At 55.1% G+C, this 17,750-nt stretch carries 19 protein-coding genes; 5 read left to right on the forward strand and 14 right to left on the reverse strand.

Annotation, left to right across the window (positions count from 1 at the left end; all coding sequences use genetic code 11):
* The first annotated feature begins 148 nt into the window (after window positions 1-148).
* Window positions 149-1,153 carry a bile acid:sodium symporter family protein gene (locus tag LQ945_RS00060; protein ID WP_182822365.1) on the forward strand — a complete coding sequence of 335 codons (1,005 nt, stop codon included), beginning with the start codon at window positions 149-151 and terminating at the stop codon, window positions 1,151-1,153.
* A 37-nt stretch (window positions 1,154-1,190) separates the two neighbouring features.
* Here LQ945_RS00060 and add read toward each other — a convergent pair whose 3' ends face one another.
* The 9 genes from add to LQ945_RS00105 form a co-directional block, all read right to left on the reverse strand.
* Window positions 1,191-2,189 carry an adenosine deaminase gene (gene add, locus LQ945_RS00065; protein ID WP_182822363.1) on the reverse strand — a complete coding sequence of 333 codons (999 nt, stop codon included), beginning with the start codon at window positions 2,187-2,189 and terminating at the stop codon, window positions 1,191-1,193.
* A gap of 177 nt (window positions 2,190-2,366) precedes the next feature.
* A complete protein-coding gene (locus tag LQ945_RS00070; RefSeq protein ID WP_270101979.1) occupies window positions 2,367-2,960 on the reverse strand; it encodes an AAA family ATPase in 594 nt (197 codons plus the stop codon).
* A complete protein-coding gene (locus LQ945_RS00075) occupies window positions 2,957-3,394 on the reverse strand; it encodes a PTS sugar transporter subunit IIA (RefSeq protein ID WP_041415363.1) in 438 nt (145 codons plus the stop codon). Before LQ945_RS00075 ends, LQ945_RS00070 begins: the two co-directional genes overlap by 4 nt.
* A gap of 9 nt (window positions 3,395-3,403) precedes the next feature.
* Window positions 3,404-3,670: a hypothetical protein gene (locus LQ945_RS00080; protein ID WP_044550758.1), complete on the reverse strand. Its 267-nt coding sequence runs from the start codon at window positions 3,668-3,670 to the stop codon at window positions 3,404-3,406.
* Window positions 3,671-3,765: 95 nt separating this feature from the next.
* On the reverse strand, window positions 3,766-4,608 hold the full coding sequence (locus LQ945_RS00085) for a class II fructose-bisphosphate aldolase (protein ID WP_182822357.1): 843 nt from the start codon (window positions 4,606-4,608) through the stop codon (window positions 3,766-3,768).
* Window positions 4,595-5,962 carry a PTS sugar transporter subunit IIC gene (locus LQ945_RS00090; RefSeq protein WP_044550763.1) on the reverse strand — a complete coding sequence of 456 codons (1,368 nt, stop codon included), beginning with the start codon at window positions 5,960-5,962 and terminating at the stop codon, window positions 4,595-4,597. Before LQ945_RS00090 ends, LQ945_RS00085 begins: the two co-directional genes overlap by 14 nt.
* Window positions 5,955-6,269 (reverse strand): PTS sugar transporter subunit IIB, encoded by a 315-nt coding sequence (locus tag LQ945_RS00095; RefSeq protein WP_020826731.1) that lies wholly within the window; start codon window positions 6,267-6,269, stop codon window positions 5,955-5,957. Before LQ945_RS00095 ends, LQ945_RS00090 begins: the two co-directional genes overlap by 8 nt.
* A 10-nt stretch (window positions 6,270-6,279) precedes the next feature.
* A complete protein-coding gene (locus LQ945_RS00100; protein WP_044550766.1) occupies window positions 6,280-7,260 on the reverse strand; it encodes a 6-phosphofructokinase in 981 nt (326 codons plus the stop codon).
* A gap of 384 nt (window positions 7,261-7,644) precedes the next feature.
* On the reverse strand, window positions 7,645-8,400 hold the full coding sequence (locus tag LQ945_RS00105) for a DeoR/GlpR family DNA-binding transcription regulator (RefSeq protein ID WP_044550769.1): 756 nt from the start codon (window positions 8,398-8,400) through the stop codon (window positions 7,645-7,647).
* 100 nt (window positions 8,401-8,500) lie between these two features.
* Between LQ945_RS00105 and LQ945_RS00110 the strand changes: the two genes are divergently transcribed.
* Both LQ945_RS00110 and LQ945_RS00115 read left to right on the forward strand, forming a co-directional pair.
* A complete protein-coding gene (locus LQ945_RS00110) occupies window positions 8,501-9,097 on the forward strand; it encodes an NUDIX domain-containing protein (RefSeq protein ID WP_270101980.1) in 597 nt (198 codons plus the stop codon).
* On the forward strand, window positions 9,094-9,462 hold the full coding sequence (locus LQ945_RS00115) for an NUDIX hydrolase (RefSeq protein WP_270101981.1): 369 nt from the start codon (window positions 9,094-9,096) through the stop codon (window positions 9,460-9,462). Before LQ945_RS00110 ends, LQ945_RS00115 begins: the two co-directional genes overlap by 4 nt.
* A 44-nt stretch (window positions 9,463-9,506) precedes the next feature.
* Here the strand turns inward: LQ945_RS00115 and LQ945_RS00120 are convergent, their stop codons facing one another.
* Window positions 9,507-10,688, reverse strand: coding sequence for a MalY/PatB family protein (locus LQ945_RS00120; protein ID WP_270101982.1), 1,182 nt, complete (start codon window positions 10,686-10,688; stop codon window positions 9,507-9,509).
* Window positions 10,681-12,300, reverse strand: a complete 1,620-nt coding sequence (malX, locus tag LQ945_RS00125) for a maltose/glucose-specific PTS transporter subunit IIBC (protein WP_270101983.1) — start codon at window positions 12,298-12,300, stop codon at window positions 10,681-10,683. Before malX ends, LQ945_RS00120 begins: the two co-directional genes overlap by 8 nt.
* A gap of 262 nt (window positions 12,301-12,562) precedes the next feature.
* Between malX and LQ945_RS00130 the strand changes: the two genes are divergently transcribed.
* Window positions 12,563-13,594: a Mal regulon transcriptional regulator MalI gene (locus LQ945_RS00130; protein ID WP_270101984.1), complete on the forward strand. Its 1,032-nt coding sequence runs from the start codon at window positions 12,563-12,565 to the stop codon at window positions 13,592-13,594.
* On the opposite strand, the gene LQ945_RS00135 is transcribed toward LQ945_RS00130, so the two are convergent.
* Complete coding sequence (locus tag LQ945_RS00135; RefSeq protein ID WP_270101986.1) at window positions 13,575-14,471, reverse strand: LysR family transcriptional regulator; 897 nt, start codon at window positions 14,469-14,471, stop codon at window positions 13,575-13,577. The genes LQ945_RS00130 and LQ945_RS00135 overlap by 20 nt on opposite strands.
* Window positions 14,472-14,675: 204 nt before the next feature.
* Between LQ945_RS00135 and ampC the strand changes: the two genes are divergently transcribed.
* A complete protein-coding gene (ampC, locus tag LQ945_RS00140; protein ID WP_270101987.1) occupies window positions 14,676-15,812 on the forward strand; it encodes a cephalosporin-hydrolyzing class C beta-lactamase in 1,137 nt (378 codons plus the stop codon).
* 45 nt (window positions 15,813-15,857) lie between these two features.
* On the opposite strand, the gene LQ945_RS00145 is transcribed toward ampC, so the two are convergent.
* Both LQ945_RS00145 and LQ945_RS00150 read right to left on the reverse strand, forming a co-directional pair.
* Complete coding sequence (locus tag LQ945_RS00145; protein ID WP_270101988.1) at window positions 15,858-16,940, reverse strand: MFS transporter; 1,083 nt, start codon at window positions 16,938-16,940, stop codon at window positions 15,858-15,860.
* A gap of 149 nt (window positions 16,941-17,089) precedes the next feature.
* Entirely contained in the window at window positions 17,090-17,692 is a 603-nt protein-coding gene (locus tag LQ945_RS00150; RefSeq protein ID WP_020826743.1) for a TetR/AcrR family transcriptional regulator, read from the reverse strand.
* Between the last annotated feature and the right edge of the window lie 58 nt (window positions 17,693-17,750).

Below are 17,750 nucleotides of genomic sequence, written 5' to 3' on the forward strand. Positions count from 1 at the left end.
AAGGTTTTGAAAATAAACCAGGAAAATCAATTTATTGATTTTCGGCTAATAACACAAAGGGGGAAAAACCACGCTTTTATCCCCCTTTGTCAATAACCTGAGGGTTCGGCGTGCCGGGCCCGTCTTACTCCTCGAGGGATCCTGACCCATGTCCTGGTTGCAGCGTCTGCGTATTGATAAATTTTTGCTGGTATTGATTCTGGTAGTGATTGTCGCTTCGGTTTTCCCCTGCGAAGGCAGATGGGCAACCTTTTTTGAGCATCTGACCACCGCGGCTATCGCACTGTTGTTCTTTATGCACGGTGCCAAGCTGTCGCGCGAGGCGATTCTCGCCGGTATGGGCCACTGGAAGCTGCATTTAGTGGTCTTTCTCAGCACCTTCGCGCTGTTCCCACTCCTGGGGCTGGCGATGAACCTGATGGTGCCGGGGCTGATGACACCGACGGTTTACCTGGGCTTCCTGTATCTGTGCGCACTGCCCGCTACGGTGCAGTCGGCGATTGCCTTTACTTCTGCGGCGGGCGGTAACGTGGCGGCCGCAGTGTGCAGCGCTTCGGCATCCAGCATCCTCGGCGTTTTCCTTTCGCCGCTGCTGGTAGGGGCGCTGATGCATACCCAGGGCGGCAATACCGATGTGTTGCACGCCATAGGTTCGATCATTTTGAAACTGATGGTGCCCTTTGTGGTTGGGCATTTGGCTCGGCCGTTAATCGGCAAATGGGTCGATCGCCACCGCAAGCTGATCAATCTCACTGACCGGTCATCGATTCTTCTGGTGGTGTATACCGCCTTTAGCGCCGCGGTGGTGGAAGGCATTTGGCACAAGATTGACGGCTGGTCGTTGCTGACCATTTTAGTGATGTCGCTGGTGTTGCTGACGGTGGTGCTGATTATCAACACCTATGCTGCGCGCTGGCTGGGGTTCAATACCGCCGACGAAATCACCATCGTATTCTGCGGTTCGAAAAAGAGCCTGGCGAACGGCATCCCGATGGCCAACGTGCTGTTCCCGGCGGCGGCGGTGGGTGCCATGGTGCTGCCGTTGATGATTTTCCATCAGGTGCAGTTAATGGTGTGTGCCGTACTGGCCCAGCGCTACGCGCGCAAAACGGCCAAACAGCGCGCAGAGGCAGGCGTGTTGACCGCGAAATGAAATAAATAAAAAGGGCGCTTGGCGCGCCCATTTTCACTTAGCCCCGAACTTTATTGCGCAGCGCCTGTTTTTCCTGTTCGCTGAGGAACGCCATTTTCAGGCCGTTTTCCTGGGCGGTACGGATTTCAGCCGGCGTCAGGCCGGCTTGCGGTGCTGCCACGCGGTATTCGTGTTCAATTTCGATGCCCTGTACGGCCGGGTCGTCGGTATTGATCGACGCCATAACGCCGTGACGCAGGAACTTCGCCAGCGGATGCTGTGCCAGAGAAGGCACGGTGCTGGTCTGAATGTTGGACGTCAGGCAAGACTCGATGCCGATGCCGTGTTCGGCCAGGAAATCCATCAAGGCCGGATCTTCAATCGCTTTTACACCATGGCCGATACGCTCGGCACCCAGTTCGCGGATAGCCTGCCAGATGCTTTCCGGGCCGGCGGCTTCACCTGCGTGTACGGTGATGCGCAGGCCGGCGTCACGGGCGCGATTGAAGTGGCTGAGGAACAGGCTGCCAGGGAAGCCCAGTTCGTCGCCGGCCAGATCCAGCGCGGTAATACCGTCGCGGTGTGCCAGCAGACCTTCCAGCTCTTGCAAACAGGCCGCTTCGCCGAAGGTGCGGCTCATAATGCCGATCAGGCGCACATCGATACCCAAATCACGGGAACCGGAACGAATGCCATCAATCACGGCTTCCACCACCCCAGCCACCGGCAGCTGATGCTTCATCGCCATGTAATACGGTGAGAAGCGCAGTTCGGCATAGTGCAGACCGGCGTTGGCAGCATCCTCGACGTTTTCGTAGGCAACCCGGCGGCAGGCGTCCAGGTCGCCCAGCACCGCTACGCCCCAGTCCAGCTTTTGCAGGAAACTGATCAGATCCGGTTCGGCGTGGGTAATTTGCACGTGTGGACGCAGCGCTTCCAGTTCGTTAGCGGGCAGGGCAAGGTTGAATTGGCGGCCGAGGTCGAGAATGGTTTGCGCGCGGATGTTGCCATCGAGGTGACGGTGGATATCGGTCAAGGGGAGGCGTGGGTCAATCATGATGTGCACTCGTTATTTTGTTGTAGGTAAAGTGCAGATCAGTATAAAAACAAAATGATGAAAATTGCTATTGAGTTGCATAAAAAAGTGACGACAATCACGCTAATGTTGCTGATTGCTGCCTTTATGCACTAAAGCGGGAGCGCGCCGCTCCCGCATTGATGTCGGTAACAGAGTTTATCCCACCCTCAGTTTTGCGATGTTTTTTTCTTGGTTATCGCCTACGCCGTGCTGCGCCAACCAGTGGTTAGCCCTGTCGATGTCCAACGGTTGTGCCTGCTCAATACGCAGCACCGGGCCCAGGGCCATCGGCATGGCGCGATCGGCAAGCGCCCGCAGTTCGGGCAAGTATTCCGCACCAGGGTGGCCTTTGGGACGCTGGCCGGTGCGGGCCGCGTAGCGTTCGGCGGCCAGGTTAGCGGATATCTGATTCCACACTTCCAAAACTTGTGTGACGCCCGCTTCACGCAGGTATTGGCGTAGCTGTTCTCTGGACTGAAAGCCAAACCAGGCGTCGATGACATAGATACAGCGCAACGGCGCCTGCGCCACCATTGACCAGATAGCCTGGTATGCGGCATAGCCCAACTGACGGTTCAGCTCGCGGTCTATGTTATCCAGGCGCGCCATAAAAGGTTCTTTGATACCGTCGAGGGAGAGATAAGGCAGTTCAAAATGGTGTGCCAGCGCGCGGGCGACGGTACTTTTCCCTGAAGCCGGGACGCCATTGACCAAAATAACGGTTTTACCGTCGCTATCTGTCGAAGTCATAATATTTCCACCACCTCTTGCCAGAGTTTTGCGGCGCGTAACCGCTCGAGCCGCGGCTTGTTATCCAGCAAATCCACAATCGCGCGGATGCCTTCCTCAATGTGGCTGTTACTGTCGGTCGCCCCGAACAGGATCACGATGTCGGCCTCTTCACTGTCTTCGAAGGCGATCGGCTGCTCCAGCAGCACCATGCTGAAACAGTTTTTGATCACGCCGCATTCCGGGCGCGCATGGGGGATGGCAATGCCTTCGTCGAATACGTAATAAGCCCCATGGGCCAAGGTGTTGCTGATCACCGCCTGATAATAGGATGCGTGAATATAGCCGTTTTCGACCAGGGGCCGGGCCGCCAGCTCAATCACCTTCTTCCAGTCGGTTTCCTGCACGCCGACCTGTATCGCACCGGCTTCTATCAGCAGTTGTTTAATCGTCATCATATTCCCTCAAAGAGACTTCCTGATAATATTGCGCAGCTCATCCATTTTAATAAAAATGCCATCGATCCGCTGGCGATGGTTTTTATTTTTGGCATAAACCTTTAATGCGCGATTATAAGACAGCATTAAAGCCTTATGAATTTCGCCATCCGCCGGCGCTGTGGCCAACTGCTGTTCCAATAGATCAATTTCGGCCGATATTTCATTGGCTTCGGCATTCTGCTGGCCGTGATCAAGTTCTTTATTTCGCGGGCTTTTCATAAAATTAAACATGACCTTCTCCACAAATTAAGCGTGAACTTTCCAGCCCCGACGGGCGCCGGGGCACCAGGGTTGTGGGTTTTATAAAAAAGAAAATAGGGCAGTGATTATTTAAACAGGCCGATCTTTTCCGTTAATACCTGGGTAACGGCATTGTTGGCGGGGATCAGGAATTTGCGCACGCTGTCATTGACCTTGCCCTTTTCAAAGGTTTGTTTGCATCGGTCGACCCATTGCACGTTCATCTCGGTGCCCACGTTCACTTTCTCGATGCCACCGGCTACCGCGAGCCGCATATCCTCATCGCTGACGCCGGTACCGCCATGCAGCACCAGCGGGGTACCTGTGGCGGCGGTGATTTCCGCCAGACGCTGGTGTTGGATATGCGCCTTGCCGGTATAGAGTCCGTGGACGGTGCCTACCGAGACCGCGAGCATATCGACTCCGGTTTCATCGACAAAGCGTTTGGCATCTTCCACCGTGGTAAAGCAGATATCCTCTTCCGCCACCGCCTTGCCGTCTTCTGAGCCGCCGATGGCACCCAATTCGGCTTCCACCGACACGTTGCGCTGGCGTGCAATGTCGATGACCCGCCGGGTGTTGGCGATGTTCTCGTCCATTTCCAGGTGCGAACCGTCATACATTACCGAACTGAAGCCGGCCTCAATCGCCGTCTCGATGGAGGCAATGTCAGAGCAGTGATCCAAATGCAGGCAGGTGGGAACATCCTCGCTTTGGGCCAGAGAACGCACCGAATCAACCAGCAGCCTGTAACCCAAATATTCGGCGGTCCCGGTCGAAATCTGGATCATCAGCGGGCTGTGCATGTTTTTGGCTGCTTTGAAAAAGGCCGGTAACATCTCCAGACAGTGGAGATTAAATGAGCCTATGGCTTTGAAATCACGAGCTTTGGCCACGGACAACAGCTCGTTGAAATTATAGAGTTTCATGGACTTTTTCCTCATGGTGCTTGGTTGATTTACCGTTAACAAACCACGCAATCAGCGTGACGAAGACGATGAACAAGGCGATGAACAGCCAGTTGCCCTGGAAAGCATGTCCCATCACCAGCCCGCTGCTGATGACGTCGGAGTCGCTGAAAGTCACCCCGACAAAGCCGTAGCTTTCCAGCATTGGCACCAGAATGGCCGGCAGGAAGGTGATAAACAGGCCGTGAACCACACCGCCTATCATTGCGCCGCGACGGCCGCCCAGCGCATTGCCGAAGATGCCTGCGGTGCCGCCGGCAAAGAAGTTGGTCAGCAAACCGGGCAGGATCATCGCCAGTCCGAACATGGGGAAAACGATCATGCCGATGATTGAGCCGAGGGTGGTGGCGAGGAAGCCGACGATCACCGCATTGGGGGCGTAGGGGAACAGCACCGGGCAATCCAGCGCCGGTTTGGCATCCGGCACGACGCGCAGGGCGATACCGCGGAAGGCGGGTACCAGCTCATTGAGCAGCAGGCGTACGCCGCTGTAGAGGATAAATACGCCGGCGACAAACTGGATGGCCTGCATAAAGGAATACATCAGGTAGTTCATGCCGCCGGCATACTGGGCGATGTACTGCGGACCGGCAGCCAGCGCCGGGATCAGATACATCGGGATCATCACCACCGCCATCGACAGGTAGGTGTCCTGCAGGAACTTGAAGTTATCGGGCAGCTCCAGGTCTTCGGTAGAGCGGGAGCCCTTACCGACTACTTTGGCGACGGCAGCCTGTACCAGATAGCCAATGGTGCAGAAGTGCCCCAGGGCCACATCGTCCGAACCGGTGATTTTGCGCACCACCGGCTGGGCCAGCGCAGGCATCAAGACCGCCATCACGCCGCCGAATATGCCGCCGGTCAGAATCAGCGGCATGCCGGTGAGCCCGGCCTTGTAGCCGATCACCGCCCCTATGGTGGCCATCCACAGCAATGCCTGGCCGGTCAGAAAGATGTATTTGAATGGAGTAATGCGCGCAATAATGATATTCACCGCGAAAATCACCATCAGGGTCAACGCCACCTCTGAACCCAATTCACGGTTGGCCAGGCCGGCGATGGCGGCGACGTCGGTGATATAACCGGTCATGCCGAAGCCCTGGGTGAAAATGCTGTTCAGGTAGGTCAGGGCGCCGACAATAATGTTGATGCCAGCCATCATGATCAGGAAGCCCAGCAGGGTTTTGAAGGTGCCTTCGGCCACTTTGCCGATGGATTTCTTCTGCAGCAATAGCCCCAGCATGGCGATAAATGCGACCAGGATGGAAGCCTGGCCCAACAGGTCTTTGACGATAAAGTCAATCAGGCTATTCATGGCGGGTTTCCTTCATGTCACGTTCTTTAAGGAAGGCCACGATCTTTTGCTCAATTTCCACTTTATCGGTAAGCCGGTGCAGAATAATTACCCGCTTTTTTTCCTCTTCGCTGGCGTCGGCATTTAAAATATCGGCGAAGGTTTTTTGGGTAAGAATAATATCTGATTTAAAGGCGCTGGCCTCAGAGATAGTGGTGTGATCAATATCTGCCTCAATCTCCAATTTCTTCAGCACCGCTCTTGCGCTCATTTCGATGGCAAAGCTGGAGCCGAGGCCACAGCCACATACGCACAGTATTTTAAGCATGGGTATCTCCTCAGATTATATTTAATTGCCTGGCGAGTTTGTAATGGTGTCCTTCGGTATCAACCAAACGTTTCTGCATGCTGATTAAATCGATGGGAATAGGTTGGTTGCCGGCATTAATAATAATTGCCTTGTTCTTCATTCCTGAATGAATACAGCGAACGACTTCGCTGGCCATAATGGTCCCCTGATAAATCTCTTCGCCGGTCGGTTCACCATTACGCAGACCGTAACCCATAATCGTTTTACGAATACGCACGCCAATTTTGGGTTCCAATTGTTTAATCATGGTGTCGATGGCGCCTTGAAAACCGGGCGAGTACTCTTTGGTATAGCCTTCGGAGCACAAAATAATCACGCTGTTTTGTTGCTCCAGCCGCTGGGTTATTTTTTCCGCCAGCTGAGTCAAGGCATATTGGCACTCTGGGATCAGGGCAAAGTCCGCATTGGATTTGATCGCCGATTGCAGCGTCAACTCACCGCAGTAGCCGCCCAGCAGCTCAATCATAAACACGCGTCCGGGCAGGGCGCGTCCGGTGTTTCTCAGTTTTGAGACTTCTTTTATCACCTGTTCGCAGGCGGTGGAAAAGCCAATGCTGTAATGGCTGCCGAAAACGTCATTGTCGATAGTCATCCCCACGCCAAAACAATTAATGCCAAATTCGCTGAGCGTATTTAAAAACTGCAGCGACCCATCACCGCCGGCCATAATAAGCACGTCTATATGCAAAGCCTTAAGCTGTTTGCTGATGATTTCATATTCTCCAGCCGTCAATTTCCTGGCCGTGCGGCCGGAAGACATTATCGGCATTGATGAAATTGAAAAATCAACCAAATCGCGTTGGGCAATAGGACTGTGCTGATTAGCCAATAATCCGGGAATACCACCGTTAAACAGAATGATATCTGCCTGCGCCAACCTGGCGACCTGGAAAATAAAGTTATTGATCCCGGTGACATCGCCGCCGCTTATTACTACGCCAATCTTCATATACCTGTCTCCAGCCAGTTCCGTGGAGCTCATTGTCATTTTTGGCATCGGTAAAATTTGCAGGCGATATCACAAAACAATCACAAATATTTTTATGGGTGACCTTGACAGGCTTGTCGGTGGGGTTGATTTTGCGAAGGAGATCTCATTTTATTTTAGGAGGTTTTGAGATATTTCCGATGATATTTTTAATAATCAATGTGTTGCGTTAACGTCGGGTTAAGGACTGTTTTATCGCCATCAATGATGAGGCGGGGAGAAATAACTTTAATGAAGTGTGATAACTCTCGCATTTTTATTGGATACGCTGAGTGCGATGTTAATAAATACGCGGATAAAAGAAATAGCCGCGTATTAATTAAGTTATTTAATGATTCAGGTTATTCAGGCTCTGACCACGGTCAAACCGGCCTGTTCCAGCGGGCCGGTCAGTGCGGCATCGGTGGAACGCTCGACGATAATACTTTGCGCCATGGAAATATCGCCAATGGCATATTGTGAGGCGGCATTGAGCTTGGCGGCCGAGGCCAATACCACGGTTTCTGCCGCCCGTGCTGCCAGTGCACGCTTGATGTAAGCCTCTTCGAGATCGCCGGTGCTCAGGCCGGCAGTAGGGTGCACGCCAGTCACGCCCATAAAATAGATATCGGCGCGAATATGAGACATGGCTTCCACTGCGGCTGCGCCAACGCTGACGATCGAATGTTTATATAAACGCCCGCCGATCAGGATCACCTCGACCTTCGGGTGGTCTACCAGACCCACGGCCACGCTGGGGCTGTGGGTGACGACGGTGGCTTCCAGCGTGGGCGGGAGCTGCCTGACCAATTCGGCAGAAGTCGTACCGCCATCCAGAATTACCACTTGCCCAGGGGTAATCATTGCCGCCGCGGCTTTGGCAATCGCCCGTTTGGCGGCTGATTCCTGCCCGTTTCTTTCGGCAAAGGTGGCAATGGCCGGGGAAACCGGCAGCGCACCACCGTGCACCCGCTGCAGCAAGCCTTCACTGTCCAGTTCGCGCAGATCGCGCCGCAAGGTATCTTCGGACAACCCGAACATCTCGCTGAGCTGTTTGGCCAGAACCTGTCCGTCCTGAGCCAGTTTTTCCAGAATGATTTTTTTACGTTGGCTGGTGAGCATGACGTTTTCCCGTTAAATTTACACTGCACGAAATATCTTGATCATACACGAAAATGCACGATAGTATCAATTTCCTTTCCTGCTTGCGGAGTTGAACACCATGATCGTTACCCAAGATCGGGTTCGCATTGTCGAAACCCGGGTGCTGTCTGATGACTGGTATGTACTGAAAAAAACCACCTTTGACTTTTTGCGTCGCGATGGCGTATGGCAGCGACAAAGCCGCGAAACCTACGACCGCGGCGACGGAGCCACCATCTTGCTGTTTAACCGGCAAAGGCAAAAGGTAGTGCTGACGCGTCAGTTCCGCTTCCCGGTGTTCGTCAACGGGCACGACGGCATGTTGATAGAGGCTGCGGCCGGGTTGCTGGACAATGCGTCGCCGGAAGAACGCATCCGGGCCGAGGCAGAGGAAGAAACCGGCTATATCGTGCAAAACGTGCAAAAGGTGTTTGAAGCTTACATGAGCCCCGGTTCGGTGACCGAGAAACTGCACTTTTTTATCGGCGAATACCAGGCCGATGAACGGGTCAGTAACGGCGGCGGGGTGGAAGCGGAAGGCGAAGACCTTGAAGTGATAGAGCTGCCGTTGGCGGACGCTTTGCGCGCTGTCAGCCAGGGCACCATTGTCGATGCCAAAACCATCATGCTGTTGCAGTTTGTCGCCCTCAACCACACTTTGGAGAAGCCATTATGAATGCCCAATTGATTCTGATCGCCGGCCCGTACCGCAGCGGCACCGGGGGCGATGCGCAGCGTATTGCCGACAATTTGCATCGGCTGGAGCAGGCAGCGCTTACGGTCTACCAACGCGGGCATGTGCCGGTGATCGGCGAATGGTTGGCGTTGCCCTTGGCCGCGGCGGCCGGCTCGACCCAACTGGGGGATGCGGTAAGTGAAGCCTTTCTCTATCCTGTAGCCCACCGACTGATAGCCCAGTGTCAGGCTATTTACCGCCTGGAAGGGGCGTCGGCCGGTGCGGATAACGATGTACGCCTGGCTAATGAGCGGGGAATACCGGTGTATTATCGTCTGGATGATATCCCGCAGTTGACACCCTGAGAATGAAAAAAGGCAGGCTTTCGCCTGCCTTCCAGCCCATCAGATCAAACCTCGTCCAGCACAAACTTCAACCCATTTATCAGCTTGTCCATACCCGCTTCGACTTTGCTGCGCGGGCAGCCGACGTTCAGCCGCAGGTAGCCACGGCCTTCTTCGCCGTAGGTGAAACCGGGCATAATCGCCACCTTCTCGCGTTCGATCAGCACCTGCTGTAACTGGCGATCGTCAATGCCCAACGGGCGCAGATCGATCCAGGCCAGATAAGTGGACTGCGGCGGCTGCCAGGCCAGGGCAGGAAAGGCCTGGTTCAGCCGCTCGGCAACGTACGTCAGGTTGTCCTGCAGGTAATCACGCAGCGCATCCAGCCAGGGTTCGCCGTGGCGATAAGCGGCAATATGTGCCGCCACCGCCAGCACCGCCGGGGAAGATAAGCCGTCGCGCGCCTTCAACTGCTGGAAGTAAGCCTCGCGGCTGGCATCATCGCTGATAAAACCGTAGGCGCCGGTTAAGGCCGGGATATTGAAGGTTTTAGAGCCTGAGGTCAGCAATGCCCAGGGCGTAGTGGCGACCTGGCTCCACGGCGTGTGGCGATTTTCACCCCAGACCATGTCCATGTGGATCTCATCGCTGATCACCCGTACGTCGTGACGTTCACACAACTCGGCCATCTGCTGCAATTCTTCCGGGCGCCATACCTTGCCGGTCGGGTTCTGCGGGCTGCACAGCAGCAGAATTTTGGTCTGCGGCCGTGCCAGCAAGGCTTCCAGGTGCGCCATATCGCACTGCCAGTCGTTACCCTGCTTATGCAGCGGGCAGGCCAACAGTTGGCGCTGATTTCCGAGGATCACCTTATAAAAGGCGTCATAGGCCGGCGTGTGGGTGACTACGTATTCACCCGGTGCCGACCACAGGCGAATCAGTTGCGCCACCATATAAATCACCGACGGGCCATACACGGCGGTGTTGGTGTCAACTGGGGCCGCAAAGCGCTGTTGATACCAATGACGTACCGCCCCGAGAAAATCTTCATGCTGCCAGCGGCTGTAGCCCAGCACGCCATGCTGCAGGCGCTGTTGCAGCGCTTCGATAATGCAGGGGGCCGTGGCGAAATCCATATCGGAAATGGTGAAGGGCAACAAATCGTCGCGGCCAAAGCGATCGGCGATGTAATCCCATTGCGTGCACCAGGTGCCGTGCCGATCAACCGGGGTAGAAAAATCAAACATGGGACGCTCCCTGCAGGGCCGCGGCAGGGGATGCGGCGGCTATCAGTGAGTCTAATTCATCTTTCACCGATTGCACCTGCGGGCCGATCACCACCTGCAGGTTATGCTCGTTAAGGTGCACCACGCCAATCGCGCGGTTAGCTTTCAGCGCGGCATCGTCCACCTTGCTCATATCATCGACCGACAGTCGCAGACGGGTGATGCAGTTATCCAGGGAAACGATGTTATCGCTGCCGCCCAGCGCCGCCAGGATCGCCGGCACGTTATAGCCGGATTTGCCGACGGCCCCTACCGGTGCGCTCTGGCTGCCGGCGGTTTCGCTCTCGCGACCAGGAGTTTTGATGTTAAAGCGCTGAATGGAGAAACGGAAAATGGCGTAGTAGGCAGCGAACCAGATGGCGGCTACGATCGGCACCAGATACCACTTGGTGGCGGTACCGTGCAGGATGCCGAACACCACGAAGTCGATGATATTACCGTCGGTATTGCCGATGGTCACCCCCAGCAGCGCCATCACGGTAAAGCCCAACCCGGTCAGGATAGCGTGAATGAAGTACAGGAAAGGCGCGACGAACAGGAACAGGAATTCGATCGGTTCGGTAGTCCCGCCGACCACGCAGGCCACCACGCCCGAGATCAGCAGACCCTTAATCTTATGGCGGTTTTCCGGCTTGGCGCAGTGATACATCGCTAACGCCGCCCCCGGCAGACCGCCGAGGAATGCCGGCATTTTACCCTGTGACAGGAAGCGGGTAGCGCTTTCTGCAAAGCCGGTGGTGGTTGGGCAGGAGAGCTGAGCCTGGAAGATGGTCAGCGCGCCGCTGACGCTATGGCCACAAACGTCCAGCGTGCCGCCCGCTTCGGTAAAGCGGATTAACGCCACCAGAATGTGGTGCAGGCCGAACGGCAACAGCAGGCGTTCGCCGGTACCGAAAATCATCGGCCCAAAGGCGCCGGCCCCGTTAATCACCCAACCCAACCCGTTGATGCCGGCGGCAAACCACGGCCAGATCAGCGGGATCACCAGCCCACACAGGCCCAGTACCAGGGTGGTAACGATCGGCACGAAACGGGTGCCGCCAAAGAACGCCAGCGCATCCGGCAGGCGAATGGTATTAAAACGTTCATGCAGCAGGTAAACGATAATGCCGACGATCACCGCCCCCAGAATGCCGGTATCGATCGACTGAATGCCGAGGATGTTCTGGACGTTATTGGCTTTCAGCACCAGCGGATCGGTGGTGGGCAAAATGCCGGCGGTGGTCAGATAGAAGTTGGTAGCCAGGTTCAGCACCGCAAAGCCGACAAAGCCGGAGAACGCGGCAACCCCCTTGTTTTCACGTGCCATGCCCAGTGGAATAGCGATAGCGAACATCACCGGCAGGAAGCTGAAGGCGAATGAGCCAATCTTGCTCATCCAGGTGAACAACAACTGGAAGGCAGGGTGGCCGATAAACGGCATCAGGGTGATGACGTCGCGACTGCTCAGCGAACTTCCGATCCCCAGCATGATGCCGCAGAACGACAGCAAGGCGACGGGCAGCATGAATGTTTTGCCCAGGCTCTGGAAAAACTCCCAGAGCGTAATTTTTTGTTTTTTAGGTGCTGGCATAACCGGCGGCTCCTGGCGAAAAAGCGTGCAAAAGTGGTGTGTACCCCTGTTAGGTAAAAATAAGATAAAACGTTTTACCTAGCAAAAATGCGCCGCTAATCACAATTTCAAAGCCTGCTTTACGGTGAGAATGGAGGAGCCAGTAAAACGTTTTACTGATCAAACAGATTCGGTATACCATTTGCTTCAAGAGACATCCCCCTGGTTTGCTGCCCTTGAGTGGCCTGGGGACAGAATGCCCAGGATCGGGCTCGCCGAGGTCATGACCATCAAAAAAATCACCATCACTGATGTTGCGCAGCAGGCCGGCGTCTCCGTCACCACGGTTTCTCTGGTGCTGAGCGGCAAAGGGCGCATTTCATCGACCACCGTCACACGGGTGAATCAGGCGATTGAAAGCCTGGGCTATGTGCGCAACCGTCAGGCGGCGACGCTGCGCGGCGGAGAGTCAGGCGTGATTGGGCTGATCCTGCGTGACATTTGTGAGCCGTTTTATGCGGAAATGACTGCGGGACTGAGCGAAGTGCTGGAGGATCACGGCAAAGTGCTGTTCCTGACCCAAAGCGGTCGCGATGGCAAAGGGTTGATGCGTTGTTTTGATACGCTGCTGGAGCACGGCGTCGACGGCATGGTGCTGGCGGGCGGCGTGCGTATGGCCGAGGGGCTGAAGGAAAAGGCCGCAGAACAGGGGGTTCCTCTGGTTTGCGCCGCACGTTCCAATGGGCTGGAAGGCGTGGATGTGGTTCGGCCGGACAATATGCAGGCCGCCAAAATGGCCACTGAATTTTTGATCAAACGCGGCCACAGCCAAATTGCCTATCTCGGTGGGCAAAGCAATTCACTGACCCGTGCGGAACGCCTCGGGGGCTTTTGCGCCACGCTGGTGCAGTATGGGCTGCCTTTTCGATCTGAATGGATTGTCGAGTGCGACTGCCGGCAGCGGGCGGGGGCGGAAGCGGCTGAAAATCTGCTGCGCCACTATCCGAACATCAGCGCACTGGTGTGCCACAAGGCGTCGGTGGCCCTGGGAGCTTATTTTGGCATCGTGCGTAGCGGGCGCAGTATTGGCTCGGAAGGGGTGGATACCTATTACGGGCAGCAGGTGGCGCTGATTGGTTTTGGCGACGTCCCCGAGGCCGAACTGACCGAGCCGCCATTGACGCTGGTTTCCAGTTCGGCGCGGGAGGTGGGCCGCAGTGCAGCCTCACGTTTGTTACAGCGGATCGCCGCCGCTGATTTGCCGCCGCAGAACGTTATTTTGCCACCGATGTTGATCAAACGTGGCTCTGCCTGATTTGCGCCAATTCTTCGTTGGCCTGTTGCCGTAGCCAACCGACAAAGACTTTCATCGCGGGCGTCATATCGCGCGACTTCAGGTAAGTGAGCCAGTAAGCGCCGAGGTTCGCTTCGGCGGCGAAGGGGCGCTGCAAGATTCCTTCCTGCAATTCACGAGCAAACATGCGCGCCGGGGCCAGGGCCACGCCGCCGCTGTGAATGGCACCTTCGACCATCAGCCGTGAAGAGTCGAAGACCGGGCCATTGATCCGCCATGGCGTGACCTGCGCCGCCGTGAACCAACGTTCCCATTCGTCTTTGCGGTAGCTGCGCATCAGCAGTTCGTGTTGCAGATCCTGTGGCGTGCGCAGGCGTTTGGCGATTTCCGGCGGGCACAGTACCGTCAGCGGCGCGTCAAACAATTTTAGGTTGTGGGTGGCGGGCCAGCGTCCTTCGCCGAAACGGATAGCAAAATCCATTCCGTCAGCGGACAGGTTGACCAGATTGTTGTTGGTCAGCACCCGCAGATCGATAAACGGGTGTGATGCTCTGAAGGCCGCCAGACGGGGCATCAGCCAGCCCACGGCAAAGGTACCCACCACCGCGACCGTCAGCACCTCATGGAAATGCCCGCCCTCAAACTGCTGCAGCACCGATTCAATGCGATCGAAGGCATCGCTGAGTACCGGCAGCAACGCCTGTCCTTCTTCGGTCAGGTCCAGACCACGCGGTAGGCGACGGAACAGCTGAATACCCAACTGCTGTTCGAGCGTTCGCACCTGTTGGCTGACGGCAGCCTGGGTGACGCTCAGTTCCAGCCCGGCGCGGGTAAAATTCAGGTGGCGGGCAGAGGATTCAAACGCCCGCAGGGCATTGAGGGGAAGTCGGTTGCGCATAAGCTAAGCCATAATTTTTTCTTTATGCTGGCTGAAATTATTATCGCTTGTCAATCCCCGGCTAAACCCCGATATTTTGCGCATCTGTTGCGGAGATAACGCAGTCAGTAAAGGAATACCTTCATCAACCAGGGATGTCGTTGTGTCGAATGACAATAAAATCTTTTAGCATCGGCCGATACCCTATAACTCAAGAGCTTCATTATGACCAAAATAAATCGCCTCGCTGCCGCGTTGTTCGCCGCATTGATCCTGCCGGCAGGTCATGCTGCCGAGAAAGCCGACATTGACGCCATTATTCAGCCGCTGATGCAAAAATATGCCGTGCCGGGTATGGCAATTGCGGTGTCGGTCGACGGTAAACAACAGTTTTATCACTATGGCGTAGCATCCAAACAGACCGGTAAACCGATCAACAACCAGACGCTGTTTGAAATTGGCTCCCTGAGCAAGACCTTCACCGCTACCCTGGCGGCCTATGCGCAAAATGAGGGCAAAATGTCGTTTGCCGATCCGGCCAGTCGTTATTTGCCGACGCTGCGCGGTAGCGCGTTTGACCAGGTTACCTTGCTGAACCTGGCGACCCATACTTCCGGCTTGCCGCTGTTTGTCCCGGACGACGTGACCAACGATGCACAACTGATGGCCTATTACCGGCAGTGGCAGCCGGCGCATGCGGTAGGCAGCTACCGCGTTTATTCCAATCTGGGCATCGGCATGCTGGGGATGATCACCGCCAAGAGCCTGAACCAGCCTTTTACCCAGGCAATGGAAAAAACGCTGCTGCCGGCACTGGGCATGGATCACACCTTCATTAAGGTACCCGCCACAGAAATGGCGAATTACGCTCAGGGTTACAACAAAAAAGACCAGCCGGTACGGGTCACGCCGGGTCCGCTGGATGCCGAAGCCTACGGCATCAAGTCTAACGCTCAGGATCTGATCCGCTACCTCGACGCCAATATGCAGGTGGTCAAGGTAGGGGAGCCGTGGCGCAAGGCGCTGGCATCCACCCATACCGGGTATTACCGGACCGGGGTATTCACGCAAGATTTGATGTGGGAAAGCTACCCGTACCCTGAGAAGTTGGCGACGCTGACGGAAGGCAACAATGCCGGGATGATCATGAACGGAGCACCGGCCACGGCGATAACGCCACCGCAGCAGGATCAGGGCGCGGCCTGGTACAATAAAACCGGCTCGACCGGCGGCTTCTCCACCTATGCGGTGTTTATCCCTTCGCAAAAAATTGCGGTGGTGATGCTGGCCAACAAGTGGTTCCCGAACGATGATCGGGTGGCGGCCACTTACCAAATTGTGCAGGCGCTGGATAAACGCTGATACTAATAGGGGCGCTTCGGCGCCCCTGATCTCACTCGTTCTAAATTAACTCCAGCCCTGCTGACCGCGACGTAAATAGGGTAAAATTGACAACAGTGCCAATATTGCCAATGCCATTCCAATCCACAAGGCCGAACGCAAGCCATAGCCGGAGGCGATCGCCATTCCTCCCAAATAAGAACCGCCACCTAAACCAATATTAATCACTGAAGTATGAACAGCATTAACCATGGGCCCCGGATGAGCCACGCTAACAATTCTCGCCATCATGGCAGGATTCATTGGCACACCGGACAGGCCAATCAGTATTACCGCACAAATGGCGATTAACGGATATTCGGCAAATAACGCCATGCCGAACAACGACAGGCTGAGAATAGTCAGTCCCACCACCATAATCGCCAGGCTGTGGCGATAGGCCAGACGCCCGGTGATCATGTTACCGACAATATTGGCCAGGCCGTAAAGCATCAAAATAAAGGGGACGGCCTGCATGCTAAAGCCGCTGACGTCGACCAAAACGGGAACGAAATAGCTGAAGGCCGCGAAGCTGGCGCCCAGAATTAAGCAGCTGGTGGTGCAGGCTTTCCAATAGGCCTTGTTTTTAAAAGCCTTGATTTCCTCTGCCATTTTAAGCGTCCTGCCTGCGGCTATAGCGGGTAACAGGCGTACCAGCGCCAGCAAACAGATAAAGACCAACACGGCGACCAGGCCGAAGGTGATGCGCCAACCCCAGTGTTGATCGATGATGGTGGCAAGAGGCACCCCAAACACGTTAGAGACCATAAAACCGCCGATGACTATCGAGGCGGCGCGCGGGCGATGCTGTATCGGAACCAACGCCATGCTGGTCGCCAGCGAAAGGCTCAAACACCCAGCGCACAAAATGCCCGTCACAATTCGGATAGCAACCAGAATAGAGTAATCGGAAATAAAGGCACTCAAACCTTGCACCACGACATACAGAGCCAATAGCCACAATAAGGTGGTTCGGTAGGGGGCTTTAAATTTCAAGAAAAAATAGGTTAATACCGGGCCACCCAACATCACGCCAAAGGCATAATAAGAAATTAAATGACCGACTTCCCCAACGGTGATGCTAAAGGCTTCGGACAAAGTAGACATCATGCCCGCTACCATTAATTCTGCTGTGCCAATTGAAAAAATGGCCAACCCCAATATATACACTGCTAACGGCATAGCTTTACTGCTCTCCTGGATTTTGAATGATCGTTACAAAAATATTTAATACTCTTTATGAGATTTTTTTCTTTGTTTTATAAGTTGATTAACAGACCTGCGACGACGTCTTCGAGGGTATTTCTATCTGAAATGTTTTTGTTCAGCACGCGCAAACCGTAATAACCGGCCAAAAAGCCTCTGGCCATTTCAATCGCGGATGCTTTGCTACCGAGTTCTCCTGTTTGTTGGCCTTCGGTAAACACCGCGACCAAGGTTTGTTCTAAACGTTGCCGATATTCTTGATTCAGACTGGCGACTGCCTGGTCTTTGCTGCCTCGCTCCAGTGCCGAGAACAAGACCATGGCGTCATGTTGCTCAGGTTGCGAGAGATCTTCGGCAATACCCCATAGCAGCAGGGTACGTAGTCGTTCCTTCACCAGGCCAGGCTGTGTGAGAATGGCTAATTGCGCCGACATGGTGTGTTCATGGCTGCGCAACAATGCTTGCTCGTACAGAGCTTGCTTGCTACCAAAGGCATTATATAGGCTTCCTCTCCCCAATCCGGTTCCGTTGCATAAATCTTGCGCAGAGGTGCCTGCATAGCCATTGACGCTAAAAACGGCCACGGCGGCATCAATGACATCCTCATCTTCGAACTGTCTCGGACGACCTGGATAGATAGGTTTTTCAGCACTCATGGCGGATTGGGGGGCTTTAAATGAGTTGAGGCCGTATAGTATTGATTGTGGAACGATC

Origin of the sequence: Serratia liquefaciens (genome assembly GCF_027594825.1) — a bacterium.
Lineage (GTDB): Bacteria > Pseudomonadota > Gammaproteobacteria > Enterobacterales > Enterobacteriaceae > Serratia > Serratia liquefaciens_A.

What these genes read in the sequence shown, in the direction of transcription:
- LQ945_RS00060 (WP_182822365.1), top strand. Translation starts at nt 149, where the DNA reads ATGTCCTGGTTGCAGCGTCTGCGTATTGATAAATTTTTGCTGGTATTG.
- add (WP_182822363.1), bottom strand. Translation starts at nt 2,189, where the DNA reads ATGATTGACCCACGCCTCCCCTTGACCGATATCCACCGTCACCTCGAT.
- LQ945_RS00070 (WP_270101979.1), bottom strand. Translation starts at nt 2,960, where the DNA reads ATGACTTCGACAGATAGCGACGGTAAAACCGTTATTTTGGTCAATGGC.
- LQ945_RS00075 (WP_041415363.1), bottom strand. Translation starts at nt 3,394, where the DNA reads ATGACGATTAAACAACTGCTGATAGAAGCCGGTGCGATACAGGTCGGC.
- LQ945_RS00080 (WP_044550758.1), bottom strand. Translation starts at nt 3,670, where the DNA reads ATGTTTAATTTTATGAAAAGCCCGCGAAATAAAGAACTTGATCACGGC.
- LQ945_RS00085 (WP_182822357.1), bottom strand. Translation starts at nt 4,608, where the DNA reads ATGAAACTCTATAATTTCAACGAGCTGTTGTCCGTGGCCAAAGCTCGT.
- LQ945_RS00090 (WP_044550763.1), bottom strand. Translation starts at nt 5,962, where the DNA reads ATGAATAGCCTGATTGACTTTATCGTCAAAGACCTGTTGGGCCAGGCT.
- LQ945_RS00095 (WP_020826731.1), bottom strand. Translation starts at nt 6,269, where the DNA reads ATGCTTAAAATACTGTGCGTATGTGGCTGTGGCCTCGGCTCCAGCTTT.
- LQ945_RS00100 (WP_044550766.1), bottom strand. Translation starts at nt 7,260, where the DNA reads ATGAAGATTGGCGTAGTAATAAGCGGCGGCGATGTCACCGGGATCAAT.
- LQ945_RS00105 (WP_044550769.1), bottom strand. Translation starts at nt 8,400, where the DNA reads ATGCTCACCAGCCAACGTAAAAAAATCATTCTGGAAAAACTGGCTCAG.
- LQ945_RS00110 (WP_270101980.1), top strand. Translation starts at nt 8,501, where the DNA reads ATGATCGTTACCCAAGATCGGGTTCGCATTGTCGAAACCCGGGTGCTG.
- LQ945_RS00115 (WP_270101981.1), top strand. Translation starts at nt 9,094, where the DNA reads ATGAATGCCCAATTGATTCTGATCGCCGGCCCGTACCGCAGCGGCACC.
- LQ945_RS00120 (WP_270101982.1), bottom strand. Translation starts at nt 10,688, where the DNA reads ATGTTTGATTTTTCTACCCCGGTTGATCGGCACGGCACCTGGTGCACG.
- malX (WP_270101983.1), bottom strand. Translation starts at nt 12,300, where the DNA reads ATGCCAGCACCTAAAAAACAAAAAATTACGCTCTGGGAGTTTTTCCAG.
- LQ945_RS00130 (WP_270101984.1), top strand. Translation starts at nt 12,563, where the DNA reads ATGACCATCAAAAAAATCACCATCACTGATGTTGCGCAGCAGGCCGGC.
- LQ945_RS00135 (WP_270101986.1), bottom strand. Translation starts at nt 14,471, where the DNA reads ATGCGCAACCGACTTCCCCTCAATGCCCTGCGGGCGTTTGAATCCTCT.
- ampC (WP_270101987.1), top strand. Translation starts at nt 14,676, where the DNA reads ATGACCAAAATAAATCGCCTCGCTGCCGCGTTGTTCGCCGCATTGATC.
- LQ945_RS00145 (WP_270101988.1), bottom strand. Translation starts at nt 16,940, where the DNA reads ATGATGTCTACTTTGTCCGAAGCCTTTAGCATCACCGTTGGGGAAGTC.
- LQ945_RS00150 (WP_020826743.1), bottom strand. Translation starts at nt 17,692, where the DNA reads ATGAGTGCTGAAAAACCTATCTATCCAGGTCGTCCGAGACAGTTCGAA.